Genomic DNA, 26,499 nt, shown 5'->3' with positions numbered 1-26,499 from the left:
GACAGGTGTTCCAGGGACTCCTGGCGCCGTCAGGAGAGCGACCTGCTGACGCACATCGCGGTCAGTGATCCGCTGCCCGCCGCAGCCAGCAGAGCCATGAAGATGCTGACCTTGGGGTATCCATCGACGTGCACTCTGGTCGGCCGGGCCGGGTCGTAGACGACACCGACCTTTTGCCGGGGGCCCCGTCGTTCGGGCGGGTGGGGTTTGCCCGTAAGGGATTCGGCTTCAATTCGGGAGCCCCCCGGCGGCGTGAAGGCAACTACCAGGAAGTATCGGGGATCCCCGTCAGTGTCCGCCTCCGCACGAACGCCGACCACCTCGGCGTTGATCCGCTTGCCGCGGACCATGAGGCGAAAGCCGACCCACGTGCTGGCGAGGCAGGCGACGGTGACGAAACCGCACATCAATGCGCCCAGCCCTGCGACGATGTCTATGGAGGTCACTCCCGCAACATAGATGACAGCAGGCGCGGCCCGTCAGTCAACGACCTGGCACACCGTTGGTTTCGTGAAGCCGCACTGACGCGCAGTCAACCCGGCACCCGGCAGTGCCTGACACCGTGCTGTGTCATCAGGGGGAGACAAGATGCCGACAAGCGCCGGCTGGTAGGCCCCGGCGGCGAGGCCACGGACGGGCGGCCTGGTTTCCCGTCGGTCATTGCCGCCACGTCGTCAGCACCGAGCGAGCTGAAGTCCACGTCCACGCGGGTGTTGTGCGGTGGCGGATGACCTTCTGCCGGTTCTGCGTGGCGAAGGAGACATCCCCCTTCGGGCCCCTGTCGTCCCGGTCGGGGATGAAGGCGCGCACTTTGGGCCTGTCTCTTTGATGTGGTGACAACCGGCAATGTATGGAAACTCTGGTTTACGTGGACGCTTTCGACAACTATGGTTGTCGTATGACGGCCTCGGAGATCACCCCAGCAGAGCAGGCGGAGCTCGACAAAGCCTTGTACGACGCCTTGAACCCCCTGGCTTCGGCCATCCGCTCCCGGGAGACCGGGTTGCCCGCCGACCGTATGTGGGACGCGAGTCCGGTCGACGTGGCGCTGTCCGTCCTGGCCGCGTGGAAGGTGGTGGATGGCGAGGTCAAGCGGCTCACGGAGCGGGCGGCAGTGACCGCCGGCTCCTACGGCGCGAGCTATGAGCAGTTGGGAGCCGTCTGGGGCATCACCCGGCAGGGTGCCCGTAAGAAATGGCCCGATGCCGTCAGCCGCCCAGCACCCGTGACAGCGGGCAAGAGCACGCTTGCGCTGTTCGGAGGGACTGCTGAGCTGGTGCAGTCGCCTTCCGGTGGTTGGGGCTGGACTGGCCGAGGCGCTGATGGGGCATCCGGCACGGCCGCCGATGGGGCGCCGTACGCGACCGCAGAGGAAGCAGCGGCCCACGCGGGCGCGTTCCTCAAAGAACACGCCCTCGGCGATCAGTCCTAGAGCTTCTCACGTGGGTCACCTGCGGGCCCAGATGAGGATGGCGGCGAGGTGGAGTGCGGCCTGGTAGGCGATGGCGAGCTTGTCCGTTCGCATGGCCAGGCCGCGCCACCGCTTGAGCCGGTTGATGCGGCGTTCGACCGCGTTGCGCTGCTTGTACGTCTCGGCGTCGAAGGCGGGTGGTCGGCCTCCGGCGCGGCCTCGCCGCTGGCGATGGCCGATCTGGTCGGAGGGCCGGGGGATGACAGAGCGGATGCCGCGTCGGCGGAGGTGACTTCGGATCGCGCGGGACGAGTACGCGCGGTCCGCCAGGACGGCATCTGGTCAGGTCCTCGGTCTTCCGGGTCGCTTCGCGGAACACGGATGGCAGCCATGACGGTCTCGAATGCTGGGGCATCGCCCGCCTGGCCTGCGGCGACGTGAAGGGCCAGGGGGCGTGCATGGCTGTCGCCGGCGAGGTGGACCTTCGTGCTCAGGCCGCCGCGGGAACGTCCGAGCGCGTGGTCGTCGGGTTCGGCCCGGCCTGGAGCCCCTTTTTCCTGGCTCCGGCGGAATGTTGGTGGGCCCGGCAGACGGTGGAGTCCACCGACGCGGTCCGGTCGATGTCATCAGCATCCCCGGCTGCTGTCAGGAGCGCCGCGAGGATGCGTTCCCAGGTGCCGTCCACGGCCCACCTGATCAGCCGTTTGTGGGCGGTCCGGAACGAGCCGAGCTCGTCCGGCAGGTCCCGCCGGGGCGGCCAGGTGCGGTACTTCCACGCGATGGCCTCCAGGGTTCGGCGGTGATCGGCCCACCGCCGACCGGATCGGCCGGCATCAGCGGCTCAATCCGGTCCCACATCGCATCAGTGATCACTAACCGAACGGACACATCCGATCAACTGACCAGCCAATCAAAGAGGACGGCCTTGGCGCGGTGGGCCTTGGCGTGCGCGAGGGCGTCCAGCAGGGAGGAGTCCTCGCTGGTGGCCTTCAGCTCGATGGCGTCGGTCTGGTCGAACAGTACCGGCCGGTCGGCCTTCAGGTGGCGGTGCAGCAGCACCTCCCAGTGGTCGCCGTGGTGTGCGGAGCCCTCTCGATCTGGAGTACCGGGCGTCGAAGCCGCCGAACTTCTCCACCGCGGTGGAGAGCGAGGCCAGGCCGCTCGACTGGACCATCAGTCCCTCCGCCGGCGCCAGCAGCACGGGCGACACCCGGCCTTCCAGCTTCTTGGCGACCTCGACCGCGCTGGACTCCTCGTCCAGGCCCTCCAGCGCGTCAAAGGCCTGCTTGGTCATCGCGGCGGCCTTCGCCCGCGCCGTCTGTGCGGGCCGCCGGCGGCGACCTGCGGTGCTGTCCGGGTGGATCAGGGGCACGCTGCCGAGCGTCCAGCGAGAGCAATACTTGGCTAGCCACATGTTTGCTGTTACGTTAATTACGTGTCTAGCCACCTAAGTGTGTGGTGGCACGAGAGGAGTCGTCATGAAAGCCATCCTGTTCGACCGTTTCGGAGGCCCGGACGTGCTGCACGCGGCCGACATCGAGGTCCCGCAGCCCGGCCCCGGCCAGGTCAGGGTCCGTGTGAAGGCGGCCGGTCTGAACGCGCTGGACGGCAAGATCCGCTCCGGGATGCTGGAGGCCGTGTTCCCCACGCTGCTCCCCTCCGTCCCCGGTCACGAGCTCGCCGGAGTGGTGGACGCTCTGGGTGAGGGCGTGCAGGACGTGAAGGTGGGCGATGAGGTGCTGGGCTGGTCGGACACCGGCTCGTACGCCCAGTACGCGCTGGCCACCACCGTGGCCCCCAAGCCCGCCGGCCTCGACTGGCAGCACGCGGTCGCGCTGCCGGTGGCGGGCGAGACGGCCGAGCGGGTCCTGAACCTGCTCGGCGTCGCCGCCGGGGAGACCGTACTGATGCACGGCGCGGCCGGAGCGGTCGGCACCCTGGCGGTCCAGCTCGCCATGGCCCGCGGAGCGCGTGTCATCGGCACCGCCGGCTCCGCCAATCAGGAATACCTCGCCTCGCTCGGCGCCACCGCGACCCTCTATGGCGAGGGCCTGGTCGAGCGGCTCCGGGCACTCGCCCCCGACGGCGTGGACGCGGTGTTCGATCTGGCCGGGAAGGGAGCCCTGGAGGACTCCATCACCCTGCGCGGCGGCACCGAGCGCATCGTCACCATCGCCGACTTCCGCGCGCACCAGCTCGGCATCACCTTCGCCAACGGTCCCCAGGAGCGCTCGGCCGCCCGCCTGGCCGCGCTGGCGCAGGACGCCGCGACCGGCAAGGTCGTCACCACCGTCACCGCCTACCCGCTCGACCAGGCCGCCACGGCCCAGCAGGTCAGCGACGCCGGGCATGTCAGGGGCAAGCTCGTCCTCACCCTCGGCTGATCACGCCCGCCAAAAATCCACCACTCCGCCGCTATCCCGATGACCACCTGGCCATCACCGCACCGAAGGACCGCGCATGCTGAATTCCCTGTGGGCACCGACCACCGTCGGTGACATCTCCCTGCCGCACCGCCTGGTCATGGCCCCCATGACCCGCGACCGCTCCACACCTGAAGGCGTACCGACCGAGCTGAACGCCGAGTACTACGCCCAACGGGCTTCGCACGCGCTCATCATCACCGAGGGAACCCAGCCCTCCACCGACGGCCAGGGCTACCTCCTCACCCCCGGCATCCACAACGACGAGCAGATCGCCGGGTGGCGAAAGGTCACCGACGCCGTGCACGCGGCCGACGGCCGGATCGTCATCCAGCTGATGCACACCGGCCGCATCTCCCACCCCGACAACACCCCCCACGGGCGCCGGCCGGTCGCCCCTTCGGCGATCCGGCCGAAGGGCTCGATGTTCACCGCTTCCGGGCCCCAGGAGATGCCGACACCCCGTGCTCTGTCGACGCAGGAGGTCGCGGCGACAGTCGAGGACTTCCGCCGCGCCGCGGCGGCTGCCGTCGCGGCAGGCGCCGACGGCGTGGAGATCCACGCCGCCAACGGCTACCTGGTGCACCAGTTCCTGTCCGACAACACCAACCAGCGCGCCGACCGCTACGGCGGTTCCCTCGACAACCGCATCCGCTTCGCCGTCGAGGTCGCCGCTGCCGTGGCCGACGAGATCGGCGCGGAGCGCACCGGCCTGCGCATCTCCCCCGGCAACCCCTACAACGACATCGCCGAGTCCGACACCGCCGAGCTGTATCCGGCGCTCGTGCGCGCCCTCAGCCCGCTCGGCCTCGCCTACCTCCACATCCTCCACGCGGGCGACGAGGAGCTGCTGGGCACCCTGCGCGCGCTGTGGCCGACCACGCTGATCCTCAACCGGGCCGGTACCGACCTGCCCACCCGCGCCAAGGACATCGACAACGGCACGGCCGACCTTGTTTCGGTCGGCGCCCTCGCGCTCGCCAACCCGGACCTGGTCGAGCGGCTACGCTCTGACGCGCCGCTGAACACCCCCGACCCGGCGACCTTCTACGGCGGCGGAGTTGTCGGCTACACCGACTACCCCACCCACACCATCTGAGGAACCGAAGCATGCCCGCCCCCACACCCCGCGTCCCCACTACAGCCGGCGAGGGGCCGATGAGCTATGCGATCTTCCAGCTCGCTCGCGCTCACCGGGCCCGCGCCGCGGCCATGCTCCGCGAGATGGACCTGCATCCCGGACAGGAACTGCTGTTGATGCACCTCCTGGACCGGGACGGCCAGACCCAGTCCGAGCTTCTCGAAAGCGTCGGCCTGGACCATTCCACCGTCTCCAAATCCCTGCGCCGCATGCAGGACGCCGGCCTGCTCGTCCGCGGGCCGGCCGAACACGACCGGCGCGTCATGGTTGTCCACCTCACCGACAAGGGCCGTGCCATGCGCGAGCCCCTGGCAGCCATGTGGCGGGCCCTGGAGGAAACCTCCGCGCGGAACTTGTCGGCGCAGGAGGCAGAGTCCTTCGTCCGTATCGCCTATGCCGTAACCGACGCGATCAACAGCCGCGCTCTTCCGCAGGCAGAGTCCGAGTAACTCCCCTCGGCTTGCACCCCGGTTCGGCGAATCGTTTCCGGCGTTCCTGCGAAGTGGACGGTGCTGCAACGCACTCGGCTCACGGAGACCCGTGCTGGACGAAGCCAGGCTCCCCGACTGTCGGAAGAAGCCCGGTGAGCCGAGTGGGGCTGGGAGGCACGTGGGTTCGTGCGCGACGACTCAGGCAAGATGGGGCTCCAATCGGTTGGGGAGGCCGCGGGGTGGGTTACGAAGTGCACGCAGTGATTGCGGCAGACGAGTTGCTGCGCGTCGCGTCGTGGGAAGTTTCTGGAGCCCGAGTGGTGGCTCCAGGGCCTGTCGCTCATGCCGATGAGTGATGAGGGCTTCGACGCGGTGACAGACGGCAGCGGCGGAGGGGACCTGGGGTTCTGGCGGCTGCCGGGGGCTTCGAGATTCTGCTCGCCCAGTGGTCCTCCGCAGGACCGATCGCCTATGTGGAAGCCGAGTATTTCGGGTCGGGGAGCAGCGCGCCGCCGTCTGGGCTGGCGGCTCGCTGGCGCTGGGACCACTCGACACGCCTGCAAAGGAGCGGTTCTCTCGGGCGGTCAGCCCGATCTCCCAGGCACTGCGGAGGCTTGGCGCACGAAAGAATCCGGGCGCGGACGAGTTCGACGCCGTGGGTCTGGATGGCCACCGAAGCAACGAGGACTGGATCTCGTCCAGCACCGGTTAGGCCTCGCTGGAACTGTGTGTATCGCCGTCCTCCGGCTGCCCGGTGAGCAACGTCAGGCGGCGGCGACTTCCTGCATCCCGCACAGCCTCGCAAGTGCCAGACGGTGAACGGGGGCACGTGCGGCGGCGGTGCAGGGTCGGGTCAGGTGCCGGGCGGGGGTGGGTGCTGGGGTGCTGTGCCCGGGGCGGGGCCCGGTGTCCGGCGGCGTGGTCAGCGGCCCGAAGTTGGTAGAGCAGTCAGCCGCAGAACAGACCGATGGCGAAGTAGATCTTGTGTCGGTTCACCTTCCACCAGCCGGGCGGGATGGGCTCGGTCAGCACGCCTATCACGGCCACGGAAAGGCTCCTCAGATCGGGGACAGGGGGATTGGGTGCGCAGGCCGGTCGGCCCGGTCGGCCATCCCTGCAGCCACACAGGGCCGCAGGCGATGGGAAGGGCCTGGCGGCGGCGGCCGAGGTCAGGAGTGGCGGAAGCCGCGGTCGGGGTCGCGGGCCTTGCCGGGGCGGAAGGGCACGAACCACTCCGCGGCGGCGAGGTTGGCAAGTCCGAGGGCCTGGTTGATCTCGTTGCCGCTGTCCTCGATCCCATCCAGAGAGGCGTCGAAGAGCATCAGGACGTCGTGGTCCTGTTTTCCAAAGCGGTGGAGTGTTCACGTCCTCTATGAGCTCGTGAGATGCGTGGCGTAGTGTCAATGACGGGGAAAGTCCAAGGCTGACGTCGACGTGGCATCAGCCGATCGGGCAAGTGGGTGCGTTGCCCCAGGCTCGCCATGGAGTCGTTAAGTCCCGTGGGAGGAGAGCCAGTCGGGGTCACACAGAAGGAGACCGTCGTCGGGGGCAATGGGCAGCGCCTCGCCGATCAGGGCGGCGTCGGCGAGGCGGGCCGGCAGGTCCGCGCAGGGCAGGTCGAAGAAGGAGCCCGGCGTGTTCAGCCGTGGACGGCGGCAAGCGGGGGAAGTGCGCAGGGCGTCGAGTGTCAGCAGTTCGGTCGCTTCCTTGAGCGCCTCGTCGGTGAGCACACTGAAGATCCGTACCGGTTCGCCGAGGTTCTCCCAGCCGACCAGATCCAGGAGTCCGGGCGCGACCTGTAGCGCGGGGGTCTCATCGGCCCGCGGACGCAGGGCGATCAGCCGCCGGGGCCCGTGTGGAAAGGCGACCAGGATCAGGGATCGCTCGCACACCGTGTCGAGCAGCCGCAAGGCTTCCTCGGAGCGGTCCTGGATCATGGAGTGAGCGCTCCTTGGCCATTCGACTGCGCCACTGGAGGCGAGAGCGTGTGCCAGGTGCGGCTCGAGGAGGCGCAGGGCCAGGTCTCGGCCGAGAGCGACGGTGCCTGGGGCGGCGGCCGCGTCGTCCTCTGCCCGGTCCGGCAGTCGGCCGATCACCAGCCGAGCCCGGGCGCTGTAGTCCACGGAGCGGCGCAGGAAGTCGTCGCGCAGACGCCCGGTGGTGATGGTCGGGCGGGACAGAAGCGAGTCCGCGAGGCTGCGCAGCGCCGTGCCGTTGTCGTCATGGAGGGGTTCGGGCTTACGGGCGTTGTCCAGGAGCGAGTCGACCTTGCCCTGGAGCACGCGGTGGGCGCCGAGCCACAGGTCCAAGAGCCCGTAGTCGATCTGGCGGTTGAATGACTCGATGCAGGAAAGCACGCCACGGTAGAGAGTGTTGAGGTCGGTGGTCCATATCCGGCCGTCCTCCGCGCGGATGTGAGGGCGCAGTGCGGGAGGCACTACGGGCAACCGTTGGAGGAGGACCGCGTCCGGAGAGGGGGTGGCCGGGTCGGTGGCAGCCGCCCGGTCCAGGAGGAAGCGCACCGCAGCGCCGCCAGTCACCGCCGTGGCCTCTCTTCGATCGAACGCGGAACGCCAATCCTCGGGATCCACCAACTGTCCCGTACGGAGCGTCATGGGCCCAGGAGCGGTGACGAGCAAGAGGTCGCAGTGGACGATCTGCCGCAGTTCCTCCTCGGTGACGCGCAGCGAGACGGCGAGCCGGGTGCCGACCTCGCCGCTGAGGTACCAGGGGTGGACCACCGGAGCGGGAAGCTCGATGTGACCAAAGCGGTGGCCGCACTCCCGGGGCCTGACCAGCGTGCGCCCGCACCGGTCGCACGCCCGGCCCGCGCCCCAGGGGCGGTGGCGTTCCCCGCAGATGCACTCGTCGTCACGGTTCGGGCCGAAGATCTCCGGGCACAGGAGCCCACCGGGCACCTGCCGCCCGGTCCGCACGTCGAGGAGGGACGTGTTCACCACTTCGCCATACGAGAGGCCGAGCACGTCGGTGTCGGTCATCGGGCGCAGGCGGACCGCGCCGGTGTCGAGGCGCGGCTCGATCCGGGCGCCCCGCAGCGTCAGGTCGAGTCGGCGGACGGCGTACGGCGGCGCGTCGGACAGGGCGCTCGCCCGGCCCTCCGGGGGACACAATGATCCGCCGCCCGACTCCAGCGCGGCCCGCAGCTTCCTGCGCCAGTCCGTGCAGTCGCTGCGCGGCCCGTACAGCTCCATCGCCAGATGGCGCGCCCCCTGCCCGACGAGCCACCGGAAGTCCTCGGGCTCGACCATCTGTGCGCCGTTTCCACCGGTGCTCTGCGATGGCTGTTCGATGACGAGGGAGTAGTCGCCGACGGAACGGGCTCCAGTGTCCGGTCCCGCCAAGCCGTGGGCTGCGAGGCGGACGCGGACGGTGCGGGCGCTCTCGCCCGCGGGCGGGGCCCAGGGGTGGTCGGGCGCCACGATCAGGTCCGGTTCGTCCGGACTGCCCGCGAAGCGTCGGACCGCGGGTCCGCCGAGGACACCGCACACGACCGCGCGGGCACCGGCCTCGTCGTCCAGAGCGTCCCCGTGCTGCAGCGGCTGGTCTACGGCTACCGTGACGGTGACGTGGGTGTCGGGGTTGCCGACGTGGGTCACGTGCCGGCCGGGTACGGCGGGGATGACATCGGTCACCAGGGCGCCGATGATGCGCTGCTGGAGGATGTGCCCGGGGAGCCGGCCGGGCATCTTCAGCGAGGTGTTGATCATTGCCTCGTCGCCGATGACTGCGGCCGCCAGGCGCTCCTCAGCCGTGCGTCGTGGCCTGTCGCCCAGGGGGGAGGTGGCCCCGACGAGGAGTTGCCCGGGCAGCACCGGTCGGCCCGGAGTGGCCAGGCCGCACGGTTCCAGACTCGACGCGCGCGCGTCGGCCACGAACGGAGGTCTCGTGGTGAGGACGGCGCCCTCGCGCAGCGTCGAGCACACCTGGTGCAGCGTCGGGACGGTGAGCGCGTCCGGACCCGACAGCCGTTCGTTGACCAGGGCGGCGGTGCCCCGCAGCCGGGGCGAGGCGACGACGGTGACCTGCGCGGACACGCCGCCGTGGCCCACGAGATCGCCGACGTCGAGATTACGGACGCCTACCCCGCGCAGCCGTAGCCAAAAGCCGCGCGTGTAGTCCCTGCCGGGCCACCAGACGCCGTTCGGCGACTCCGGTACGTTCCGGAGCAGTTCGCGGTGGAACCGAGCGTACGAGCCTCGGTTTCCCAGCAGGGTGCGGCGCAGCGCGGCTTCGAGGAGCGGGCCCAACTGGGTCCGTCCGTCGTAGCGCAGCGTGTCCTTGAGGCCGAGAAACCGGTCGCCCTCCCAGTGGGAGGACCCGTCGGCGTCCCAGAAGACGGCGGGCGCGTCGAAGACAATCTTGCCGTCCCGTTCCCGCACACCGAGAGGGAGCGGGACAGCCATCAGCCGCAGGCGTCTGTGCCGGGTTGTTCCCTGCGGGTCCTCCACCACGAGGTCCAGCGTGAGCGGCACCCTGAAGTGATGGGCCTCGGCCCCGTCGCGCCGCAGCCGCCACAGGTTCGCCAGGGTGACCCGGCTCCCGCAATCGGGACAGACGGCGTAGCCGACAGGCCCTCTGCAGGTGGGCAGCGGGCAACCCGCGGTCGTGCCGGTGATCCTGCCGTGCCCCGATACGGCCCCGCACGGGCAGACATGGTCATAGCGCCGGGCGAGACCGGTCAACCGGCCGCAGGAGCAGCTCCATTCGCCGAGCTCGTAGCCGGCCAGACGCAGGCGGATCCCGTCAGTGGCAGGGGCGCTGTCGGAGAAGAAGCGGCCCAGAACCGCGGGCAGTCCAGTGCCGGTCCGCTCGTGCGGGAGCCGGTCCAGCTGGAGGAAGTCGGCATACTCGCGGCAGTGCTCCTGGGCGAGTGCGCTCTCGGGAGTTCCGAAAGGGTGCTGCTCCAGGAGAAGCACCTGGATGTATCTCAGGAAGTCGGGCTGCCGGGTCAGGAAGTAGCTGCGCGCCATGTGCAGATCGCCGCGCAGCGCGTTGACCCCGAACATGCGCCGCCGCAGGTGCCGAAAGTGCTCGTCGAGGACCGTGTCGTGCAGGTCGTCGGGCCGCTCTTCGTCCGCTGCCAGCCGGACGGTGTTCTCGATCGTGTAAGGCGTGGGACAGTGTCGCCAGTTCCGTACGTGGGCCGCGAGAGCCGAGCGCGTCCGCCCACTGGCGACCAGCGCCTTGACGTCGTCACGCAGGGAGCGGTCGGACTGCATCGGCTATCCGATCCCGGCGCGGCCCCGGAAGTACTCCCGGAACCGTGCGTGGCAGAAGCTGTACTCCTCATTGCCGCGGTGCGGAACCAGGCCGGACGCGGCCCGGCGGTGGACAAGCAGGAAGCGGTGGATCTCCCGCAGGATACTGTCGAAGTTCAACCAGGTCAGCCCTTCGACGAGGGTGCACAGGTCCATCCCCGAGAGCGTGCCCGCCTCCAACAGAAACCCGAGGATCTCGACGTGTTCGGCTCGGTGGGCACTGCGGTTAAGTTGTTCCAACTGCTGGTCCAGATAGCCCTCCAGACCGGTGGGAACGCGCTCGACATTGTCGCGGGTGAGCACACCGGTGGCGGCGTCCTCCACCAGGAACCGCACATAGAACGGGTCGCCGGCCGAGACGCGGTGCATCTGCGCGACGAAGTCCGCGTCCCGCGCCAGGCCGGCCGCCTGGCCGCCCGCCATCCGCAGCAGTTCGACTAGCGCCTCCTCGTCCAGACCGGCCAGCCGCAGATGAAGGCCCACATCGGCCGGGGACAGCGCGATGTCCTCGAGACACGACCGGTCGCCTTGTGCCCTGCCCGAGAGCACGAGCACCAGCCCCTCCGGCAGCCGCCGCGGCAGCAGGGTCCGCAGCTGGTCCGGCGGATCCAGCTCGTCGACGGCGTCCAGCACGACCACCGTCGGCTCCTGCGGAGGACGCTTCAGGAGGGCGTGAAACTGACGCTCCAGGCTCTTGAGCCCACCGCCGCGCACATGGGCGGGGTCCAACTGCTCACACAGGCACTCCAGCACGTCCTCGGGGCTGGTGGGGTCGAAGCCGCCGCCCCTGCGTCGGTACGCCTGGCTGATGAAGTGGTAGCGGAACTCGGGGTGTTGACGGACCAGGTCCGCGAGGAGAGAGGTCTTGCCGTATCCCGACAGCGCCTCCACGAAGACGTAGCCAGTAGCTCGGTCCCGGATGAACTCCATGACCTGTGCACTCTCGTTGCGGCGCCCCGCGAACAGCCGAGTGTGCTGTTCGATGAGATCGCTGAAGAAGTCCCGCGTCAGCGGCTCGCCCGGTGCTCTCGCCTCCTGCTGCCCACTCTCCACCGCCTGCCGGTGCAGTCGCAGCAGCGGGTCCGGATCCGTGCGCAGGGCCTTCGCCAGGGCGATCACGGTGGCCCTGGTCGGGATGCCCGGTCCGTTGAGTGCCTTGCTGACCGTGGTGTGACCCAGACTCGCCGACCTCTCGATAACGCGCATCGAGATGCCGAGCTCGGCCCGCCGGTCACGTAGCAGCAGTTTGAGCTCCTCCAGGGGCCGCGCTGCCCCACCCCGCCCATCCGTCATCGCAATGAGTGACCTCGTACAGATTCGTTCGCGCGAACGCCGGTGTACGACGGTTCCGGCATGGTCGTGCTCGGACAACTTCCCTACGAGAAACGGAGCTTGACTCGTGTCCGTCGCGCTGGTCTCCCCGCCCGTGTACGCCCTTACTCTACTTGTCGCGGTCCTCGCTGCGGCCCTTCTCTCCCTTTTGATCGCCGTGGCCGCGGGGCTGCTCGCGCGCTGGGACGGTGCCTCCCTGCCCGGCGCCCTGCTCCGCGCGGGCGGGGTCTTCGGCGCCGCCATGACCCTGCTCTGCGGCCTGATCGCCTTGGGCGTGGCCGCGACGACCTGAAGCCTGTGATGCCTGCTCCTGTTCGAGGACCTGAGCTTCGAGGTCAGTTCTGCGCTTGTCGGCGAAGCGCAGGTTCGGACCGGGCGCCTTCAAGGCGTTCTTGCAAGGCGCGGTGCTCCCGGGTGAGTTGCTGTACGCGGCGCTTGAGTGCGGGATACGGTTCCGGCTGTTCGCGGGGCTCCCGACCCTGCCCAGCAGTGAGACGGAAGGCCAAGGGCCGACAGTTACCGGCAGCCGCGAGACGGATCTTCGTGGTTAGCCCGCCGCGGGATCTGCCGACGGCGTGGTCGTCCGGCTCGCCGGCCCGGGCCCCCTTTTTTTACGGGCTCCGGCCGCGTGCTGATGGGTTGGCACGATCGTGGAGTCCACGGAGACGACCCAGTTCAGGTCGTCATCAGCATCGGCCTGGGCGACCAGGGCAGTGAACACCCTGCCCCAGGCGCCGTCGACGGACCACATCCGTAGCCGGTTGTCGACACCTCGCCAGTTGCCGTACTTCTCCGGCAGGTGCACCCACTGTGATCCGGTCTGGAACTTCCATGCAGTCGCATCGATTACGTCTCGGTGGTCCCGCCACCGGCCGCCCCGCTTCGGCATCCGATCTGGGAGTAAGGGTTCGATCCGCGCCCACTGCGCGTCAGTCAACGGCACACCTTGACCAACGATCAGGCGGTCTGGAGGGAGCGGCTACGCGCTGCCGGTGCCATCGGCCTTGCCGGCAGCGGTCCACCAGGCGATCACTCGGGTAGCCATCGCTTCGGGTCGCAGGCCGAGAGGATCGAGTCCGAAATGATCCTCCAGCTCATGTCGTAGGAACTCTCCGATCTCGGTCTGGTTGGCGCCGCCACGCATCCGCTGGAGCAAGGGGGCGAGCATGCAGTCGTACTCGTCCTGCACGTCGTCCGCGACGCCGATCGGATCCCACTCATTGAGCAGATGCCGAAGGTCGTTCTCGACGGATGTGGGCCATGGCTGCATCGCCCAAGAGTGCCACCCGGAAGCGCCCGCCGGCAGTAGGTGTTTTGAACGCTGGCCGTGAGGTGCGTACGGCTGGCGTACAGGGCGCCGTTCTTCAGCGACGTCGGCTGGTTGTCGGGGCTCTTGGGCATGGTCGTTCTCCTGGATCAGCGACGCGTACTGCTGCCGCAGGCGGGTCGGAGGAAAGCATGTTCAGTACGGCGGGGAAGGCGATGCCGATCATGACGATCGCGGCCGGGAGAGCGCCGGGCGCCGGACCTCACGTACGTCCCGTCCTCGCCGATGTGCTCGACGAGGTCGAATGAACCGGCCCACCGGTGAGGCGTACAACCTTTGACGAGCTCCGGATGTCTTCTCGGTGAGTGCAATACGGGCATTACCCTCACCGCACCGTCCAACGGGGGAGGCCGCTCATGATTTCACGCCGTTCCGGCGGGCTCGGCGGCGTTGCCTGGCGCTCCCGGGCACCTGCACCGGTCCGTGCTTCGGCGTCTCGCCGGGGAACCGACCGCGCACTTCAGCCCACCCACCGCACGCACAATCCACCGCGGCTGATCAGGACTCCGTAGGCAGCCTCGGAGACCCAAGGAGGTTCTCCTGTGCGTCACATCAGAAGCGCGGCCCTCACGGCCGCGGCACTCCTCACCCTCGGTGGCGGCGCCGTGTTTGCGGCCCCCGCCGCACAGGCCGCAGTGCCCTTTCCGTCCATCGGCTGGCAGCAGCGCAATGCCGACTACGACGGCAACGGTTTCGACGACGTGCTGATCGGCGCACCGGGCGCCACGGTGAGCGGTGCCACGGGCGCCGGCTACGTCACCGTGCAGTACAGCTCGTCAAGCGGTCTCAGCACCACCAAGAAGAGCGTCCTCCACCAGAACACCTCGGGCGTCCCGGGCGGTGCCGAAGCCGGCGACGGCTTCGGTCGGGCCGTGGCCTCCGGCGACCTGGACAACGACGGCTACGACGACGTCATCGTCGGCATCCCCGGAGAGGACCTGGCCGGGCTGTCCGACGCGGGCGCCGCCACCGTCTTCTGGGGCTCGCCGACCGGGCTGCACGGTGCCGACAGCACCTGGCTGGAGAACTCCGACGAGCTGCGGGTCGGCGCGAACTTCGGCCGGGCGATCGAAGCGGCGCGGTACTTCGCCCCGGACCCGGCGGACCCGAACGCCGATCCGCGTGACTCGATCGCCGTCCTGGAGGACAACGCCCTGCTGTTCTTCACCGCCCCGCCCGGCGCGACGGCGCAGCAGCTGAAGATGTCGGACCGCAGCATGCGGGCGCGGGACTTCTCGCCGCTGGACACCGGCTTCGAGTTTCGCAACCTCAGCCACGGCAACTACAACGAGGACTCCTGGGCCGACCTGGCCATCTCCGGGGTCACCATCGGCGATCGGCCGGGCGTCGGCTCGGTGCACGTGCTGCACGGCGCGCCTGACGTCGGCGGCCTCGGCGACGGCGGCACGTTCCCGGGCGGCCCGGCCATCGTCTCCGGCGACTGGGACGGCACTGGGCAGGACGACCTCGTCATCGGTGAAACGGGCATGGGCTCGCCGCCGGGCGGCGGGATCACCCTCTACGTGGGCCGCGGCGACCTGTCCGGCCTCGAGCCGGAGCCGGTGCAGTACTGGACCCAGGACTCCGACGGCATCCCGGGTGTCGCGGAGGCGGGCGACCAGTGGGGTGCCGAGCTGTCGGCCGGCGACACCGACGGCGACGGACACCCGGACCTCGCCATCGGCGCACCCGGCGAGGACATCGGCAGCGTGTCCGACGCGGGCGCGGTGTGGGTGCTGCGCGGTGATCCGACCGGCTTCACCAACGTCGGGGCGAAGAGCTTCGATCAGCAGCTCGCCGACATCCCCGGCGTGGCGGAGTCCTCGGACCGCTGGGGTGGTCAGGTCCGGCTGATCGACGCCAACAAGGACGGCCTCTTCGGCCTGTTGGCGGCGGCACCGGGCGAGAACACCAATGACGGCTTCGTTTGGGTCGTCCCCGCGTCGTCGTCGGGGCTGGTGGCCAAGGGCACGTGGACCTACGACGGGGCATCCCTCGGGGCACCGGTGGCCAATGCGCAGTTCGGGGCGGCGATCGACGAGTAGCGGAAGCGTCGAGGAGGTCTGAGAATCCACGGGAATCAAAAGCCAGTGCTGTGACCGGCAACGTTCGCCGGGTTGTCCGATCGCCGAAGGCAGTTTGAAAGCCCGGTGCAATTACCGGTCACAGCACTACTCTGCCGACGTGACCGAAACCCAGGAGCCCCGCGCCGTCGTCGCTCTGACGGATGTTGCTGTCCACCGCCGTACTACCGGACAAGAGATCGTCCTCGACGGGATCAACTGGACCGTGCGGCCCGGCGAGCACTGGGCGCTGCTGGGCGCCAACGGAGCTGGCAAGACCACCCTGCTCCGGCTCGTCGGGGCGGTTATGTTCCCCACCGTCGGCACTGTCGAGGTCCTCGGTGATCGACTCGGCAGGGTCGACATGCGCGAGCTACGAGCGCGCGTCGGCCTGGTATCCGCCGCCCAAAAGGTCCCGCTGGACGCCACCGCCCACACCGTCGTGCTCACGGGGGCGACCGGCACGGTGCAGCCACTGTGGCGGGTGTACGACACCGCGACCCGCGAGCGCGCCCACGTCCTGCTCGCCGAGCTTGGGTGCAAGGAGCTCGCCGACCGCCGTTTCGGCGACTGCTCGGGAGGCCAGCGCGCCCGGATCCTCATCTGCCGTGCCCTGATGGCCGATCCGTCGCTGCTCCTGCTCGACGAGCCGTTCAACGCCCTCGACCTCCCGTCCCGCGAGGACCTCGTGGACGCACTGCATCGGCTGGCGGCCGACCGGGCCGGCCTCGCCACCGTCACGGTCACCCACCACTTGGAGGAACTCCCGCCCAGCACCACTCATGCCTTCCTGCTCAAGGAAGGCCGCGAGCTGGCATCCGGCCAGGTCGACGGCGTGCTCACCCCGGACAACATGACGCTCTGCTTCGGACGTCCCATTCATGTAGGCCGCCACGACGGCCGGTGGTACGCACGCTCGGGCCGCTAAGGCTGTGACCTCATAGGCTGGCCGGGCCGGTCAGGTTGCGAGGGTGAAGGGGGCGTCCGCCCCAGCGGAGGCCTTTCTCGCTGCGGATGCGGGCGCGTTCCTTGCGCTGGGCGGCGAGTACGTCCGGATGGCGGGCGTGGGCGTTGCGCCAGCGGAGTACGGCGGTAGGTCGCCGGGAGCCGGTCGGGCTTGCCCCGCTTCGCCCAGCAGGAGCCGGCGGTGGGGCGGATCCCAAGGGGCCGAACTCGTCGAAGGCGAAGACCCGGTCCGGGAAACGCTCCAGCACGTGCTCGATGCGGTCGAGCTTGGACTGCGCGGGCGCCGGAGGAGCCGGCACGCTGGAGGACTGCCGGAAAGTCCATGCGGCCTTCCCGCCAGATGACGGCCTCGCCGTCCAGGACGGTGCCGACGGGCAGCGCCTGCGCAGCCTGGGCGAGTTCGGGCCAATTGGAGGTGACGATGTTGTTGCGGCGTGTCCGCAGGACTACACCGTCGTCCAGACGGAAGAGCAGCATCCTGATTCCGTCCGGCTTCGGCTCGCAGGCGAGGCCCGGTCCGCGCGGCAGGGAGCGGACGATCGACGCGAGCGCGACGGGCAGGGGCGGCCGCAGAGGCTGGGGCGTGTTCACCGCCCGAGCATCACCAACGCTGGCCATCGGGCGGAGGGCCCGTCCCCGGCGCGTTGCTGCTAGTGGCCCGTTCTTTACGTCGTAAAGACCCCCAAGGAGAGCATGATGCAGAAGTTCGACACCCCCGCCCCGGTCTCCGCCGTCCTCGACATCCCCGCCGGGCGGATCCGGTTCATCGCCGCCGACCGCGCCGACACCGTCGTCGAGGTCCTGCCCGCCAACCCCTCCAAGGGTCGCGACGTGAAGGCGGCGGAGCAGACCACGGTCGCCTACGCCGACGGTGTCCTGCGGATCCACACCCCCGAGCCCAAGAACGAGCTCTTCGGCCCCTCCGGATCCTTGGAGGTGACCGTCCAACTGCCCGCCGGCTCCCGCGTGGAGGCCAAGACCGCCGGCGCCGAGCTCCGCGGCGTCGGCCGGCTCGGCGACGTCGCCTTCGAGGGCGCGTACCGCCGGATCAAGATCGATGAGACCGCGAGCATCCGCCTCACCGCAATCGACGGCGACGTCGAGGTCGGCCGGCTGGGCGGCCCCGCGGAGATCAGCACTGCGAGGGGCGACATCCGGATCGCGGAGGCGACGCGCGGCGTGGTCGTACTGAGCACCCAGTCCGGTGACATTTCGGTGACCGCCGCCGCCGGTGTCTCGGCCGCCCTGGACGCCGGCACCTCCTACGGCCGGATCAGCAACGCCCTCAAGAACGACGGCACCGCCGATCTCGACATCCGAGCCACCACCTCCCAGGGCGACATCGTCGCCCGCAGCCTCTGAACGCCCGCAGTCTCTGAAGGAGCACGCATCATGACCAGCTTGGCCATCGCGGCGAACGGGCTGCGCAAGTCCCACGGCGACAAGGTCGTCCTCGACGGTGTCGACCTGACCGTCCCCGAAGGAACGGTCCCGAACTGACCGGCTACGGCATCTACTGGTGCGACGACGCTGGAGAGCGCCTCGCCGACGAATCGGCCTGAACCGGACACATGTACGCAGTCAGCAGTCCGCGTCCGCCGCGGCATCGCAGGCGCTGCCATGGGCGGTGCGGACACGGGCCAGGAGTGAGTGCAGGGTGTCGCGCTCCTGGGAGGTGAGATCGGCGAAGAGCTCGTCCTCGACGTGGCCGATGGCGGCGTCGAGTTTGGTAACGGCGGCCGCGCCCGCGTCGGTGATCTCAACGATGTGACGGCGGCGATCGGCTGGATCCCGGCGCCGTCGTACCAGATCACGGTCCTCCAGCGCGTTGAGGAGAGCGACCAGGACGCTGGGGTCCACACCCAGCCGGGCGCCGAGGTCGCGCTGGCCGAGCTGGCCGCCGTCGAGGTGCATCAGCACGATGGCGTGGCGGGGGGTGACCCCGGAGGCGGTGAGCGCCTCGCGGATGCAGGCCTCGGTGGCACCACCGTGCCGCGCCAGGAGCAGAGAGAGGCGGGACTCCGGGCCGGTGGATGCGGGGGCCTCGTCGCAGCCGGGGAAGCTGGCGGAAGTGCTGGTGGCGGGCGCACTGGCGCCGGATCGTTGGGCCATGGCTCGACCATAGCAAGCCAGGAATGGTCGGTTGCCATTAATCGTTGAAGGACATAGATTATTCGCTGCTACCAATCACTTGCCGCGCTGTATTCCTGGGCCGATCGGCGGCCCCCTCCCCGTTACCGCCCTGGAGTTCTCCGTGTTCATTGCCTATGTCGTCCTCGCTGTCCTGCTGGCTCTGCTGCTGCTCGTGTCTGCCCGTGGCGACATCACCCGCGACCCGAAGATCACGGAGGGACTCAAGGCGGTCGGGGTGCCCGACAGCTGGTTCGTGCCCCTCGGCCTCGTAAAGATCGCGGGCGCGCTGGGGCTGCTCGCCGGCATCGCCTACCGCCCGCTGGGCATTGCGGCGGCGATAGGTGTCGTCCTGTACTTCCTGGGCGCCGTGATCACGCACGTCCGTGCGGGCGACAAGAAGGGCGTCGGCACGCCGGCCGTGATCATGCTCGTTTCCGCAGCACCGCTGGTGCTGGGCCTCGCGACGGTCTGAAGCGCCAAGCGGTCGTTGAACGCAACGAGGTGCACAGCGGGCCCGCCGGGTGATTGCTCCCATCCAGCGGGCCCGTCCATTGGCGCAACATTGTGGCGGATGCTCTTCGAGACCACCGCGCCGAGGAGATCCTGGGCGTCAACATCGAGGAGCTGGATCTCGCTGGGCGCCGGTGAAGGCCAAGGGTGCTCCTCCACGTACGCGTCGCCGCGGCGCCGCTCGCGAGGACTTCGTCCTGGAGACGGTCTACTGGACGCGGGCACCGCCGGCTGCTGCCCCGTCTGCTCAAGGGGCGTACGCGCGGACGGGTGTTCGTCACCCGCCGCAAGCCAGGCCCGGGCAAGGTCCTCGCATCGCGCGACGTCTGCCCGGATATCGGGCTCGCCCGCCTCTCCTACGGGCAGGCCCGGATGCTGCTGGACGCGCACACGGCCCTCGGCAGCGAGCCGGGCATCGGCTGGGATCTGCATGAGTGGCGGCACTCCGGCCTGACCCACCTCGGCGAGGGCGGGGCGAGTCTGCTCATGCTGATGGCGAAGTCTCGGCACAAGAGGGCGGAGAACGTACGGAGGTAATTCCACACCCTCTGCGGAGGCGATCGCGGAGGTCACCGGCATGCTCGCGCCGGGCGATCGGCGCCGCTGAGCACGGGTTGGTTGCCGGGTGGGTCAGCGGTGGGCGGCGCGGTTCATCTCGACGACATCGTCCAGCGTGAAGTCGGCCGGGAGGGCGGCGAAGCGCTCCGCCGGCTGTCCTCCTCACCGCGGCACAAAGCGGCCACCGTCACCTCCTCTGCCCTCGGTAGAACTGCCTCATGAGTTCGAACGAGGACCGGATCGTGCAGGTCGAGCACCACTGCGGAGTCCGGTTTCCCCAGGACTCCGGGACTTCCTGGGGGGGACTACCGGAGTCTGAGGCAGTTCGTTCCTCCCGCTGACGACTTCATGACGGGCGGCCGCCGCACGACCATCACACCGTCGGCATGCGGATGAGCGACGTGCCGAGTGGTCAGCTGTTGAGTTTGGCGGCCTGCATGGCGGTCAGCCGATGGACGTAGAGTGCTGCGGCGGCGGATGCCGGTACAACGAGGACGTGCAGGATGAGGTTGATCCAGGTTTCCGGCAGGAATTCGTACCCGTAGAGGGTGCGCAGGTTCCCGTCATCCGAGAATTCGATCCGCTCCCGGAGCAGAGCCATCCAAGGGGTCCAGAAGAGGGGCCAGGTCAGGAAGGTGGGCAGCCACAGCGCCCACCAAGCGTTCAGCGCATGGGCCGGGGCGGATCCGTAGCCGTGGCCGGGCGGGCTGGAGGCATGCCAGACGTCGTTGGCGATCTGCTTGGGGAGGAAGAGGTTCGCGATGGGGATGAACCAGCCGATCACCGCCATGGAGGGGCGGTACCGCAGGCGGCCCGGCGCGAACTTCTCGGCGGTGACCCGTACGCGGGCGAACCAGATGAGCCAGCACACCAACAGGGCTACGCCCAAAAGGAGCTGGGCGATCCACAGGAGGTGGTAGGCGGGGCTGCCCCAATTATCCACGAAGAACATTTCCTCCCAAAGCTCGCCTGCTTTCGGGAGAGGGTCGTCGTACAGGCGGCCCATGTCGGAGGCAACGACGAGCTGGTGGATGACCGTGAGTACGGAGGTCAGGGCGACGAGGGCGAGGAGCCCGTAGACAGCGGCCCGGCACCCGTCGGCCGGGGTCTCGCGGCCGCGTGCGCGGCGGCGTTCGTCGGCGAGCCGCAGCTTGGGCGCCCCCGCCTGACCGTTGCCGTTGCCGTTGCCATTGGCGTCGCGGGCCGCGGCGTCGCCGGCGGGCACGGTCAGCGGCGCGGTGGACGGTTCGGGCAGGGCGGCCGCGGCCATCGCCTCAGCATCCGCCTGTGCGCCGGGGGCCATCCGAGTGCGAGGGTCCTCCTGATCGAGGAGCTGCACCGCTTCTTGCCCCAGCCGGGCCAGGACCTCCGGCGGCAGCCACGGCACCAGCGAGCGGTACTGCGTCTCTTCCCGGTCCCGCAACTCGGCCAGGGTCGGCCGGTCGGCCGGGTTCTTGGCCAGACAGTCCTTGATCAGCCCCAGCAGCGGCTCCGGCACGCCGACGAGATCCGGCGGCTCGTGCACCACCCGGTACATCAGGGCATGCAACTGGCCCTCGGTAGCGTTGAACGGCAGCCGTCCGGAGGCGGCGAAAGCCAGCACCGTTCCCAGCGAGAAGATGTCGCTCGCCTCGGTCAGTCTCTCGCCCCGGATCTGCTCGGGTGACATGAAGCCGGGTGAGCCGACCACCACTCCGGTGGAGGTCAGGCCCCCTGTGGTGGAGTCCAGGGCGCGGGCGATACCGAAGTCGATCACCTTGAGCCCGTCGATGGTGACCATGACGTTCGACGGCTTCAGGTCGCGATGGACGAGACCTGCGGCGTGGATGTCACCGAGGGCCTGGCACAGGCCGGAAGCCAGACCGCGCACCGAGCGCTCCGGCAAAGGCCCGTGCTGCTCGGCCACCACCTGGTGCAGAGTCGGCCCGGCGACGTACGCGGTGGCGACCCAGGGGAGTTCCGCCTCGGGGTCGGCGTCCAGCACGGCTGCCGTCCACGCCCCGCCGACCTGCCGGGCGAGGTCGGTCTCCTTGGCGAACCGGAGCCGGAAGTCCGGGGTTGCCGCCAGTTCCGTGCGGATCGTCTTCACCGCCACCATCCGGCCACGCGGGGAGCGGGCCAAATAGACCACGCCCATGCCGCCTTCCCCGAGCCTGCCGATGAGCCGGTAGTCCGCGATCCGATCAGGGTCCTGTCCCTGCAGAGGCTGCACCGCTGATGACTCCCTCCCCGTGAACATCACTACGGCGCACCAAGGCTAGCCTTTACTCTTCATAGGAATTGGATGATCGGCTAGCCCGGGGGCACGACCGGCCGGGCGCAGGACGCCGCGTTCCCTGCACGGCGGCAACGCGAAGTCGGTGCAGGGCGGACGTCAGAGGCGGCTGGGCCGGTGATGGTCCCCCGGCACCAGACTGGACGCGGGATCATCACCGGATGGGGTCAGGCTGTGGTGGGACGGCAAACCGTTGCCCGGCGGGTTCCGGCTCGGAGTCAGCCCCGGCATGGTCAAACACGAAGGCACCCAGACCATCCTGTGGGCCGAGGGCGTCCGCGAAGAGCACGGACACGACCTCAACATCGCCCGCTACATCAAGGAGGCAACGTCGCCACCACCAGGGGCACGGGGGAGTAGCCAATGGGCAAGCTCGGCGACAGCCTCGACAAAGCCGTCCAAGGCGCCTTCACCCGCCCCATCCCGAAAACCGCACGCGCGCTGATGCGCTACCCGGTCAAGCAGTTCAAATGCACCAGAGCGGCAGCCGCAGCGCTGGGCATCAGCCGGCGCACGGTGGAACGCTACGTCACGGGACAGTTCAAACGCCACGCAGAGACCTCGCCCAGCGTCTTGAGCGCGAGGTAAAGAAGAGGTGGCAGCCGTCAGATCCGCGCGAAGGCCAAGCAGCAGGCCGCCACCACCGACGGCATCATCATCGACACCGGCGCCCCGATTCGGCTACACCGCCGCGCCCGGCACCACCGACGACGCCCGACTACGCCACCTCACCCAAGCCCTGCCCCCGCAATACGCGGCACGCCTCTTCGAAGCCCAGGACCAAGGCGCCAGCGAGCAGCAGCTCCGCAACATCGCCGCCGAAGGCCTCCAGGAGATCTACTTCAAGGACCACGGCCGCCGCGCCCAGGACCTCCAGGTCGAGTTCACCGACGTCGACTACATCGACTTCGAGCTTTGACGGATTTGGGCACGAGCGACTCTGTGACCCGGCTGTTGAGCTGAAGCACGGTAGGCGTCACAAAGGCAGCCGTATCGTCACCGGGCTCCTCGTGCCGTGTGGAGCGTGTGAGGCACCCTGCGAGGGCGCTTCATGCTCAGTTGACGGCTCTGGCACGGGCGTACAGGCCGGGGGTGATGCCTACGACGCGCTTGAAGTGCCGCGTGAGGTGGGACTGGTCATAGAAACCGGTAGCGGTCGCGACCTCACCCGGTGGCCGTCCGTCGAGTAGCAAACGGCGGGCCACGTCGACGCGGCGTGAGACCACGTACTGGTGCGGGGCGATACCAAAAGCGCCGCTGAAGGCACGTATGAGATGGGTGGGGTGAGCATGGACCATGCGCGCGGCCTCGTCCAGGGGGATGCCTTCAAGCAGTCGCTCGTCGAGGAGGTCACGCAAGCGGTGGGCAACGCCGCGGTCGGGTCGTGCTCTCCCCAAGAGCCTGGGGCGCAGGTGCTCGCGCAGCCGTTCGCTGATCATGGCCAGACGGCTCTCTGCCTCGAACTCGTCGCCCCGGTTCGCGAGGGCCGTATGCAGTTGTCCGATGCGCCTGCGCAGGACGGGGTCGGTGAGGTCCGGGCCGTCCACCGCCGGCCCGATGAAGCTCTCGTCCAGTTGCGTCATGTCGAGGTAGAGCACGCGCTTGCGAAAGCCCTGAGATGTAGCGGGTGAGCCGTTGTGCGGAACCTGCGGCGGGAGCAGGCTCACGGTGTCGCTCGGAGTGGCCCGCTCATGGCGGTCCAGGTCATAGCGGACCGCGCCGTCGTCGACGATCAGTAGGGTCCACACGTCGTGGACGTGCATGGGGTACGCGTGCTCAGCGAAATGGGCGTGGAAGACCTCGACGACACCCGCGACCTGCGGGCGCCAGGCGGAGATCTCCTGCCGGGGCACCATGCAAGGAATGTACAAGACGCAGAAGGCGTGTCCCCCGCAGTCTCGAAGCATGAGAACAAACGACGAGACCAACGAGGAGACCGGGGCGGGGGCCGGGAGCCGGACCGGCCTGGGTGCGGAGAGCGCGCCTGTCCGCTTCGATACGAAGATCGCCGTCGTGTTGCGCGACGACCTTGAGCTGTGGCAGCGACTGAATGTGACCGCGTTCCTGATCAGCGGGCTCGGCACGGCCTCACCCGAGGTGATCGGCGAGCCGTACGCAGATGCCGACGGCACCGCATACCTGCCGATGCTCCGCCAGCCCGTGCTGGTTTTCGAGGGGACGAAGGAAACTCTGACTGCCGCACACGGCCGTGCGCTGTCCCGTTCGCTGCCGAGGGCCGTGTTCACGTCCGATCTGTTCAGCACGGGCAACGACCGGGACAACCGGGCGGCTGTACGGGCCGTGGGCAAGGACCAGCTCGATCTGGTGGGGATCGCTGTATATGGGCCGCGCAACGCGGTGGACAAGGTCCTCAAGGGCACGCGAATGCACCCCTGAGAACACGGCCCCACCGCGGAGACCTTGCGACTGCACTGGCCGATGTCGGTCGGCCCGACGGAACCATCACCGGAGCTGACCGGACCACGAAGACGGTGGAACATTCCCCACGCGGCCACACAGGCAGCAGCGGGGGATCACCGATGGGTGCCATCGAGGGCCGGAGCTCTGCTGGCAGCCGCAGGCGGTGACGACAAGCCTGTGAATCGGGAGTAGGGGACAACAGGACCGCCTCGTTGGTGACAGCTTTCCTGCTTCGTGTGGCGCTCAGCCCGAGGTCGTCCGGCAGCGACGGCGACACCTATCGTGCTTAGGCTCAGCTACCCGACCACATCCGCGAGGAGCGTCTGCAGGATGAGCACGCCGTGGCGTGGCCTGAGCCGGCCTCGGTAATCATGAGCGTCCAGCACAACCGCTGGAGTGGACGGCATACAGGCTCCCATGTCATAGGCAGCCCGTAGCCTCTCGCCATGCTGACAACTCTGATGATCTACGACGGCACCGCACCGGCCGACTCCGACGTCCCGCGTACCGGGGGCGTGCCGCTGGCTCCTGCAGGATTCACCTGGCCCATGTGCGGCTCCTTCTGCGGAGGGCCGCTGCAGTTCTTCGCCCATCTCCCCGTCGAGGACGGCGTCCTGTCGGTATTCGTGTGCCAGAACGACTCCGGCGCATGTGAATCCTGGGACGCAACTTCCGGCGCGAACCGGGTCTACCTGTTTCCCCGGGAGGAACTGCAGCCGGTAGCCGTGCCCGAGACGGGAGTGACGCTACTGCCCGCCACCTCAGCCATCCGCACCCACGTCGTGACGCTCGACCCCGACGAGAACGACGAACTCGCGCCTGACGCATACGACCTTGCCCGCTCGGGATGGAAGCGGGAACCCGAAGAACGATTCGGGAAGCAACGCGAAGTGCTCGGGTCACTCGGAGGCAGCCCCTCCTACCTTGAGGACGACCGACTGCCCGCATGCCCCTCCTGCACCGGCACGACGGAATTCGCGGCACATCTGGAGGAAGGGATCTCCGCAAAGACCGCGATGAACCTCGGCGGCCAGCTGGGCTATGTCTTCGTCTGCCGCGCTTGCCGCGAAGGTGCCTTCCTCACAGACTGAGCACACTCCACCGCAGTCGACGCTCCGTCAGCCTGGCAGCAAGCCGACCCAGCCGGATCACCGACTCAAGAATCACAGTTCCGATGTTCCTCAACTCCCGTGAGCCCCGTGGGTTCAGGGAAACTGAAGCTTGTTCGGCGGGGACTCGCGGGTCGGTCCGTGTGCATCAGCTGGGCGGGTCCGTGGGTTCGGGAACCGTCGGGTGGACTGCGAGGCGGCGGGCTTCGGCCGTGACCTCGGCATCGACCTGTGCTGCCGTTCTGTCGCCGTATTCGAGGACGTCGTATTCGTCGTCGAGTTCGGCGAGCCGCTCAGTCAGGGGCAGCTCATGTCCGTAGCGCCGGTGGATCCGGAAGGTGAACTCCCCAGGTGTCAGCTCGCCAGCGAGCATGCGGCGTGCGAGCGCTCGGGCGGCGGCTTCTTGCCCGGCATCGCTGGCCATCGAATAGAAGGTGGGGCCGAGTTCGTCGAGTGCTGCGTGAAGCAGATCGTGGACGTGGCCCGCTTTCATGATCATCTGCTGCTGCTGTTCACCCGCCATCTGCGCACGTCAGCCCACGGTGGAATCCCGGCCGGCGCCGCCGACCTGCCCGAGCTGGTGGAGGCCGCCGTGCGGGCCGCGCCCGGGCGCGGCGTCGTGACCGAGCGGGATCCCGCCGATGTCCGGGACCGGGTGCGGTTCCCCGTGGCCGAAGACCATTCGGAGGCCCCGGCGTGCCTTCCCGTGGTTACGGATGGTGCACGCGCTGCCCGGCACAACGTGCGACGCAGCGCCGGGTCACGCTCCTGGGGGAGGCCGAAGTCCTCGAACCCGCAAACCTCCACCGCCTGGGCCTCGAGTCCGTCACCCCAGTACGAGGCGTCTCGTGAGGGAATCCAGCTTCAGCCGGCGAGCCCAGGCCGCTGGAACCTGCTCCCTGTGCATGCGGGGATGACCCCGCCCTCGCCGATCGGGCCCGGGATGGTGGTAGGCCCCTTGACCCGCAGGAGCCCCAGCCGCTCGCGGTCGCGCTGGGCGAACTTTGCGACGGCGACCTTACTGCTGCGCTCCAGGGCCTGCCGCAGGAGGGCGTACGGCTTCGTGGCGACGGTCTCGGTCGCCGCGAGGTAAGCGAACCTCGATCGGGCCGGCCTCGCC

The 26,499-nt window shown here is 69.0% G+C and carries 22 protein-coding genes and 7 pseudogenes; 14 read left to right on the top strand and 15 right to left on the bottom strand.

Going from position 1 to position 26,499, the window contains the following annotated elements:
• Positions 1–29: 29 nt before the first annotated feature.
• Positions 30–446, bottom strand: a complete 417-nt coding sequence (locus tag ACTMTU_RS34585; protein ID WP_441267381.1) for a DUF3592 domain-containing protein — start codon at positions 444–446, stop codon at positions 30–32.
• A 422-nt stretch (positions 447–868) separates the two neighbouring features.
• Here ACTMTU_RS34585 and ACTMTU_RS34580 point away from each other — a divergent pair, with 422 nt between their 5' ends.
• A complete protein-coding gene (locus ACTMTU_RS34580; protein WP_441267380.1) occupies positions 869–1,432 on the top strand; it encodes a hypothetical protein in 564 nt (187 codons plus the stop codon).
• A 15-nt stretch (positions 1,433–1,447) separates the two neighbouring features.
• On the opposite strand, the pseudogene ACTMTU_RS34575 reads toward ACTMTU_RS34580, so the two are convergent.
• Positions 1,448–2,299: pseudogene (locus ACTMTU_RS34575) on the bottom strand (IS5 family transposase).
• Between the two features lie 6 nt (positions 2,300–2,305).
• Positions 2,306–2,470, bottom strand: coding sequence for a hypothetical protein (locus ACTMTU_RS34570; RefSeq protein ID WP_441267379.1), 165 nt, complete (start codon positions 2,468–2,470; stop codon positions 2,306–2,308).
• A 419-nt stretch (positions 2,471–2,889) separates the two neighbouring features.
• On the opposite strand from ACTMTU_RS34570, the gene ACTMTU_RS34565 reads away from it, so the two are divergent.
• The 3 genes from ACTMTU_RS34565 (at position 2,890) to ACTMTU_RS34555 (ending at position 5,424) form a co-directional block, all read left to right on the top strand.
• On the top strand, positions 2,890–3,795 hold the full coding sequence (locus ACTMTU_RS34565; RefSeq protein ID WP_441267378.1) for an NADP-dependent oxidoreductase: 906 nt from the start codon (positions 2,890–2,892) through the stop codon (positions 3,793–3,795).
• Between the two features lie 76 nt (positions 3,796–3,871).
• Entirely contained in the window at positions 3,872–4,933 is a 1,062-nt protein-coding gene (locus tag ACTMTU_RS34560) for an alkene reductase (RefSeq protein ID WP_441267377.1), read from the top strand.
• A gap of 11 nt (positions 4,934–4,944) precedes the next feature.
• A complete protein-coding gene (locus ACTMTU_RS34555) occupies positions 4,945–5,424 on the top strand; it encodes a MarR family winged helix-turn-helix transcriptional regulator (RefSeq protein WP_441267376.1) in 480 nt (159 codons plus the stop codon).
• Positions 5,425–6,575: 1,151 nt separating this feature from the next.
• Here ACTMTU_RS34555 and ACTMTU_RS34550 read toward each other — a convergent pair.
• The 3 genes from ACTMTU_RS34550 to ACTMTU_RS34540 form a co-directional block, all read right to left on the bottom strand.
• Entirely contained in the window at positions 6,576–6,728 is a 153-nt protein-coding gene (locus tag ACTMTU_RS34550; protein WP_441267375.1) for a hypothetical protein, read from the bottom strand.
• A gap of 168 nt (positions 6,729–6,896) precedes the next feature.
• Positions 6,897–10,646, bottom strand: a complete 3,750-nt coding sequence (locus tag ACTMTU_RS34545; protein WP_441267374.1) for a hypothetical protein — start codon at positions 10,644–10,646, stop codon at positions 6,897–6,899.
• Between the two features lie 3 nt (positions 10,647–10,649).
• The gene (locus tag ACTMTU_RS34540; protein WP_441267373.1) at positions 10,650–11,978 is read right to left on the bottom strand and encodes an AAA family ATPase; all 1,329 of its coding nucleotides are present in this window, start codon (positions 11,976–11,978) and stop codon (positions 10,650–10,652) included.
• A gap of 106 nt (positions 11,979–12,084) precedes the next feature.
• Here ACTMTU_RS34540 and ACTMTU_RS34535 point away from each other — a divergent pair, with 106 nt between their 5' ends.
• On the top strand, positions 12,085–12,309 hold the full coding sequence (locus ACTMTU_RS34535; RefSeq protein ID WP_441267372.1) for a hypothetical protein: 225 nt from the start codon (positions 12,085–12,087) through the stop codon (positions 12,307–12,309).
• 255 nt (positions 12,310–12,564) lie between these two features.
• On the opposite strand, the gene ACTMTU_RS34530 is transcribed toward ACTMTU_RS34535, so the two are convergent.
• Together ACTMTU_RS34530 and ACTMTU_RS34525 are read right to left on the bottom strand one after the other, a co-directional pair.
• Complete coding sequence (locus ACTMTU_RS34530; RefSeq protein ID WP_441267371.1) at positions 12,565–12,960, bottom strand: IS5 family transposase; 396 nt, start codon at positions 12,958–12,960, stop codon at positions 12,565–12,567.
• A gap of 36 nt (positions 12,961–12,996) precedes the next feature.
• On the bottom strand, positions 12,997–13,287 hold the full coding sequence (locus ACTMTU_RS34525; protein ID WP_441267370.1) for a hypothetical protein: 291 nt from the start codon (positions 13,285–13,287) through the stop codon (positions 12,997–12,999).
• 599 nt (positions 13,288–13,886) lie between these two features.
• On the opposite strand from ACTMTU_RS34525, the gene ACTMTU_RS34520 reads away from it, so the two are divergent.
• Both ACTMTU_RS34520 and ACTMTU_RS34515 read left to right on the top strand, forming a co-directional pair.
• Complete coding sequence (locus ACTMTU_RS34520) at positions 13,887–15,389, top strand: FG-GAP repeat protein (RefSeq protein WP_441267369.1); 1,503 nt, start codon at positions 13,887–13,889, stop codon at positions 15,387–15,389.
• Positions 15,390–15,528: 139 nt separating this feature from the next.
• A complete protein-coding gene (locus ACTMTU_RS34515; protein WP_441267368.1) occupies positions 15,529–16,335 on the top strand; it encodes an ABC transporter ATP-binding protein in 807 nt (268 codons plus the stop codon).
• A 10-nt stretch (positions 16,336–16,345) separates the two neighbouring features.
• Here the strand turns inward: ACTMTU_RS34515 and ACTMTU_RS34510 are convergent.
• Together ACTMTU_RS34510 and ACTMTU_RS34505 are read right to left on the bottom strand one after the other, a co-directional pair.
• Positions 16,346–16,693: pseudogene (locus tag ACTMTU_RS34510) on the bottom strand (IS630 family transposase); the annotation flags it as partial.
• A gap of 34 nt (positions 16,694–16,727) precedes the next feature.
• Positions 16,728–16,850: pseudogene (locus ACTMTU_RS34505) on the bottom strand (ATP-dependent DNA ligase); the annotation flags it as partial.
• Between the two features lie 219 nt (positions 16,851–17,069).
• Between ACTMTU_RS34505 and ACTMTU_RS34500 the strand changes: the two are divergent.
• The gene (locus tag ACTMTU_RS34500) at positions 17,070–17,735 is read left to right on the top strand and encodes a DUF4097 family beta strand repeat-containing protein (protein ID WP_441267390.1); all 666 of its coding nucleotides are present in this window, start codon (positions 17,070–17,072) and stop codon (positions 17,733–17,735) included.
• Between the two features lie 30 nt (positions 17,736–17,765).
• Positions 17,766–17,864: pseudogene (locus ACTMTU_RS34495) on the top strand (ABC transporter); the annotation flags it as partial.
• 90 nt (positions 17,865–17,954) lie between these two features.
• Here the strand turns inward: ACTMTU_RS34495 and ACTMTU_RS34490 are convergent.
• The gene (locus ACTMTU_RS34490) at positions 17,955–18,485 is read right to left on the bottom strand and encodes a MarR family winged helix-turn-helix transcriptional regulator (RefSeq protein WP_441267367.1); all 531 of its coding nucleotides are present in this window, start codon (positions 18,483–18,485) and stop codon (positions 17,955–17,957) included.
• Between the two features lie 142 nt (positions 18,486–18,627).
• On the opposite strand from ACTMTU_RS34490, the gene ACTMTU_RS34485 reads away from it, so the two are divergent.
• Together ACTMTU_RS34485 and ACTMTU_RS34480 are read left to right on the top strand one after the other, a co-directional pair.
• A complete protein-coding gene (locus ACTMTU_RS34485; protein ID WP_441267366.1) occupies positions 18,628–18,978 on the top strand; it encodes a DoxX family protein in 351 nt (116 codons plus the stop codon).
• An 87-nt stretch (positions 18,979–19,065) separates the two neighbouring features.
• Positions 19,066–19,623, top strand: a pseudogene (locus ACTMTU_RS34480) (site-specific integrase); the annotation flags it as partial.
• A gap of 363 nt (positions 19,624–19,986) precedes the next feature.
• Here ACTMTU_RS34480 and ACTMTU_RS34475 read toward each other — a convergent pair.
• Complete coding sequence (locus tag ACTMTU_RS34475) at positions 19,987–21,786, bottom strand: protein kinase domain-containing protein (protein WP_441267365.1); 1,800 nt, start codon at positions 21,784–21,786, stop codon at positions 19,987–19,989.
• A gap of 426 nt (positions 21,787–22,212) precedes the next feature.
• Between ACTMTU_RS34475 and tpg the strand changes: the two are divergent.
• A pseudogene (tpg, locus tag ACTMTU_RS34470) lies at positions 22,213–22,768 on the top strand (telomere-protecting terminal protein Tpg).
• Positions 22,769–22,904: 136 nt separating this feature from the next.
• Here tpg and ACTMTU_RS34465 read toward each other — a convergent pair.
• Positions 22,905–23,705 (bottom strand): helix-turn-helix domain-containing protein, encoded by an 801-nt coding sequence (locus tag ACTMTU_RS34465; protein WP_441267364.1) that lies wholly within the window; start codon positions 23,703–23,705, stop codon positions 22,905–22,907.
• Between the two features lie 49 nt (positions 23,706–23,754).
• On the opposite strand from ACTMTU_RS34465, the gene ACTMTU_RS34460 reads away from it, so the two are divergent.
• Both ACTMTU_RS34460 and ACTMTU_RS34455 read left to right on the top strand, forming a co-directional pair.
• Complete coding sequence (locus ACTMTU_RS34460; protein WP_441267363.1) at positions 23,755–24,246, top strand: DUF2000 family protein; 492 nt, start codon at positions 23,755–23,757, stop codon at positions 24,244–24,246.
• 470 nt (positions 24,247–24,716) lie between these two features.
• Positions 24,717–25,361 (top strand): hypothetical protein, encoded by a 645-nt coding sequence (locus ACTMTU_RS34455; RefSeq protein WP_441267362.1) that lies wholly within the window; start codon positions 24,717–24,719, stop codon positions 25,359–25,361.
• Between the two features lie 166 nt (positions 25,362–25,527).
• On the opposite strand, the gene ACTMTU_RS34450 is transcribed toward ACTMTU_RS34455, so the two are convergent.
• On the bottom strand, positions 25,528–25,902 hold the full coding sequence (locus ACTMTU_RS34450) for a hypothetical protein (protein ID WP_441267361.1): 375 nt from the start codon (positions 25,900–25,902) through the stop codon (positions 25,528–25,530).
• Positions 25,903–26,336: 434 nt separating this feature from the next.
• Positions 26,337–26,471, bottom strand: a pseudogene (locus ACTMTU_RS34445) (Ku protein); the annotation flags it as partial.
• Positions 26,472–26,499 lie beyond the last annotated feature (28 nt).

The sequence above is a fragment of the Streptomyces sp. OZ13 genome, from assembly GCF_052068155.1.
Lineage (GTDB): Bacteria > Actinomycetota > Actinomycetes > Streptomycetales > Streptomycetaceae > Streptomyces.
Note: the sequence above shows the minus strand (reverse complement) of the source record. Positions and strands in the feature narration are given on the sequence as shown.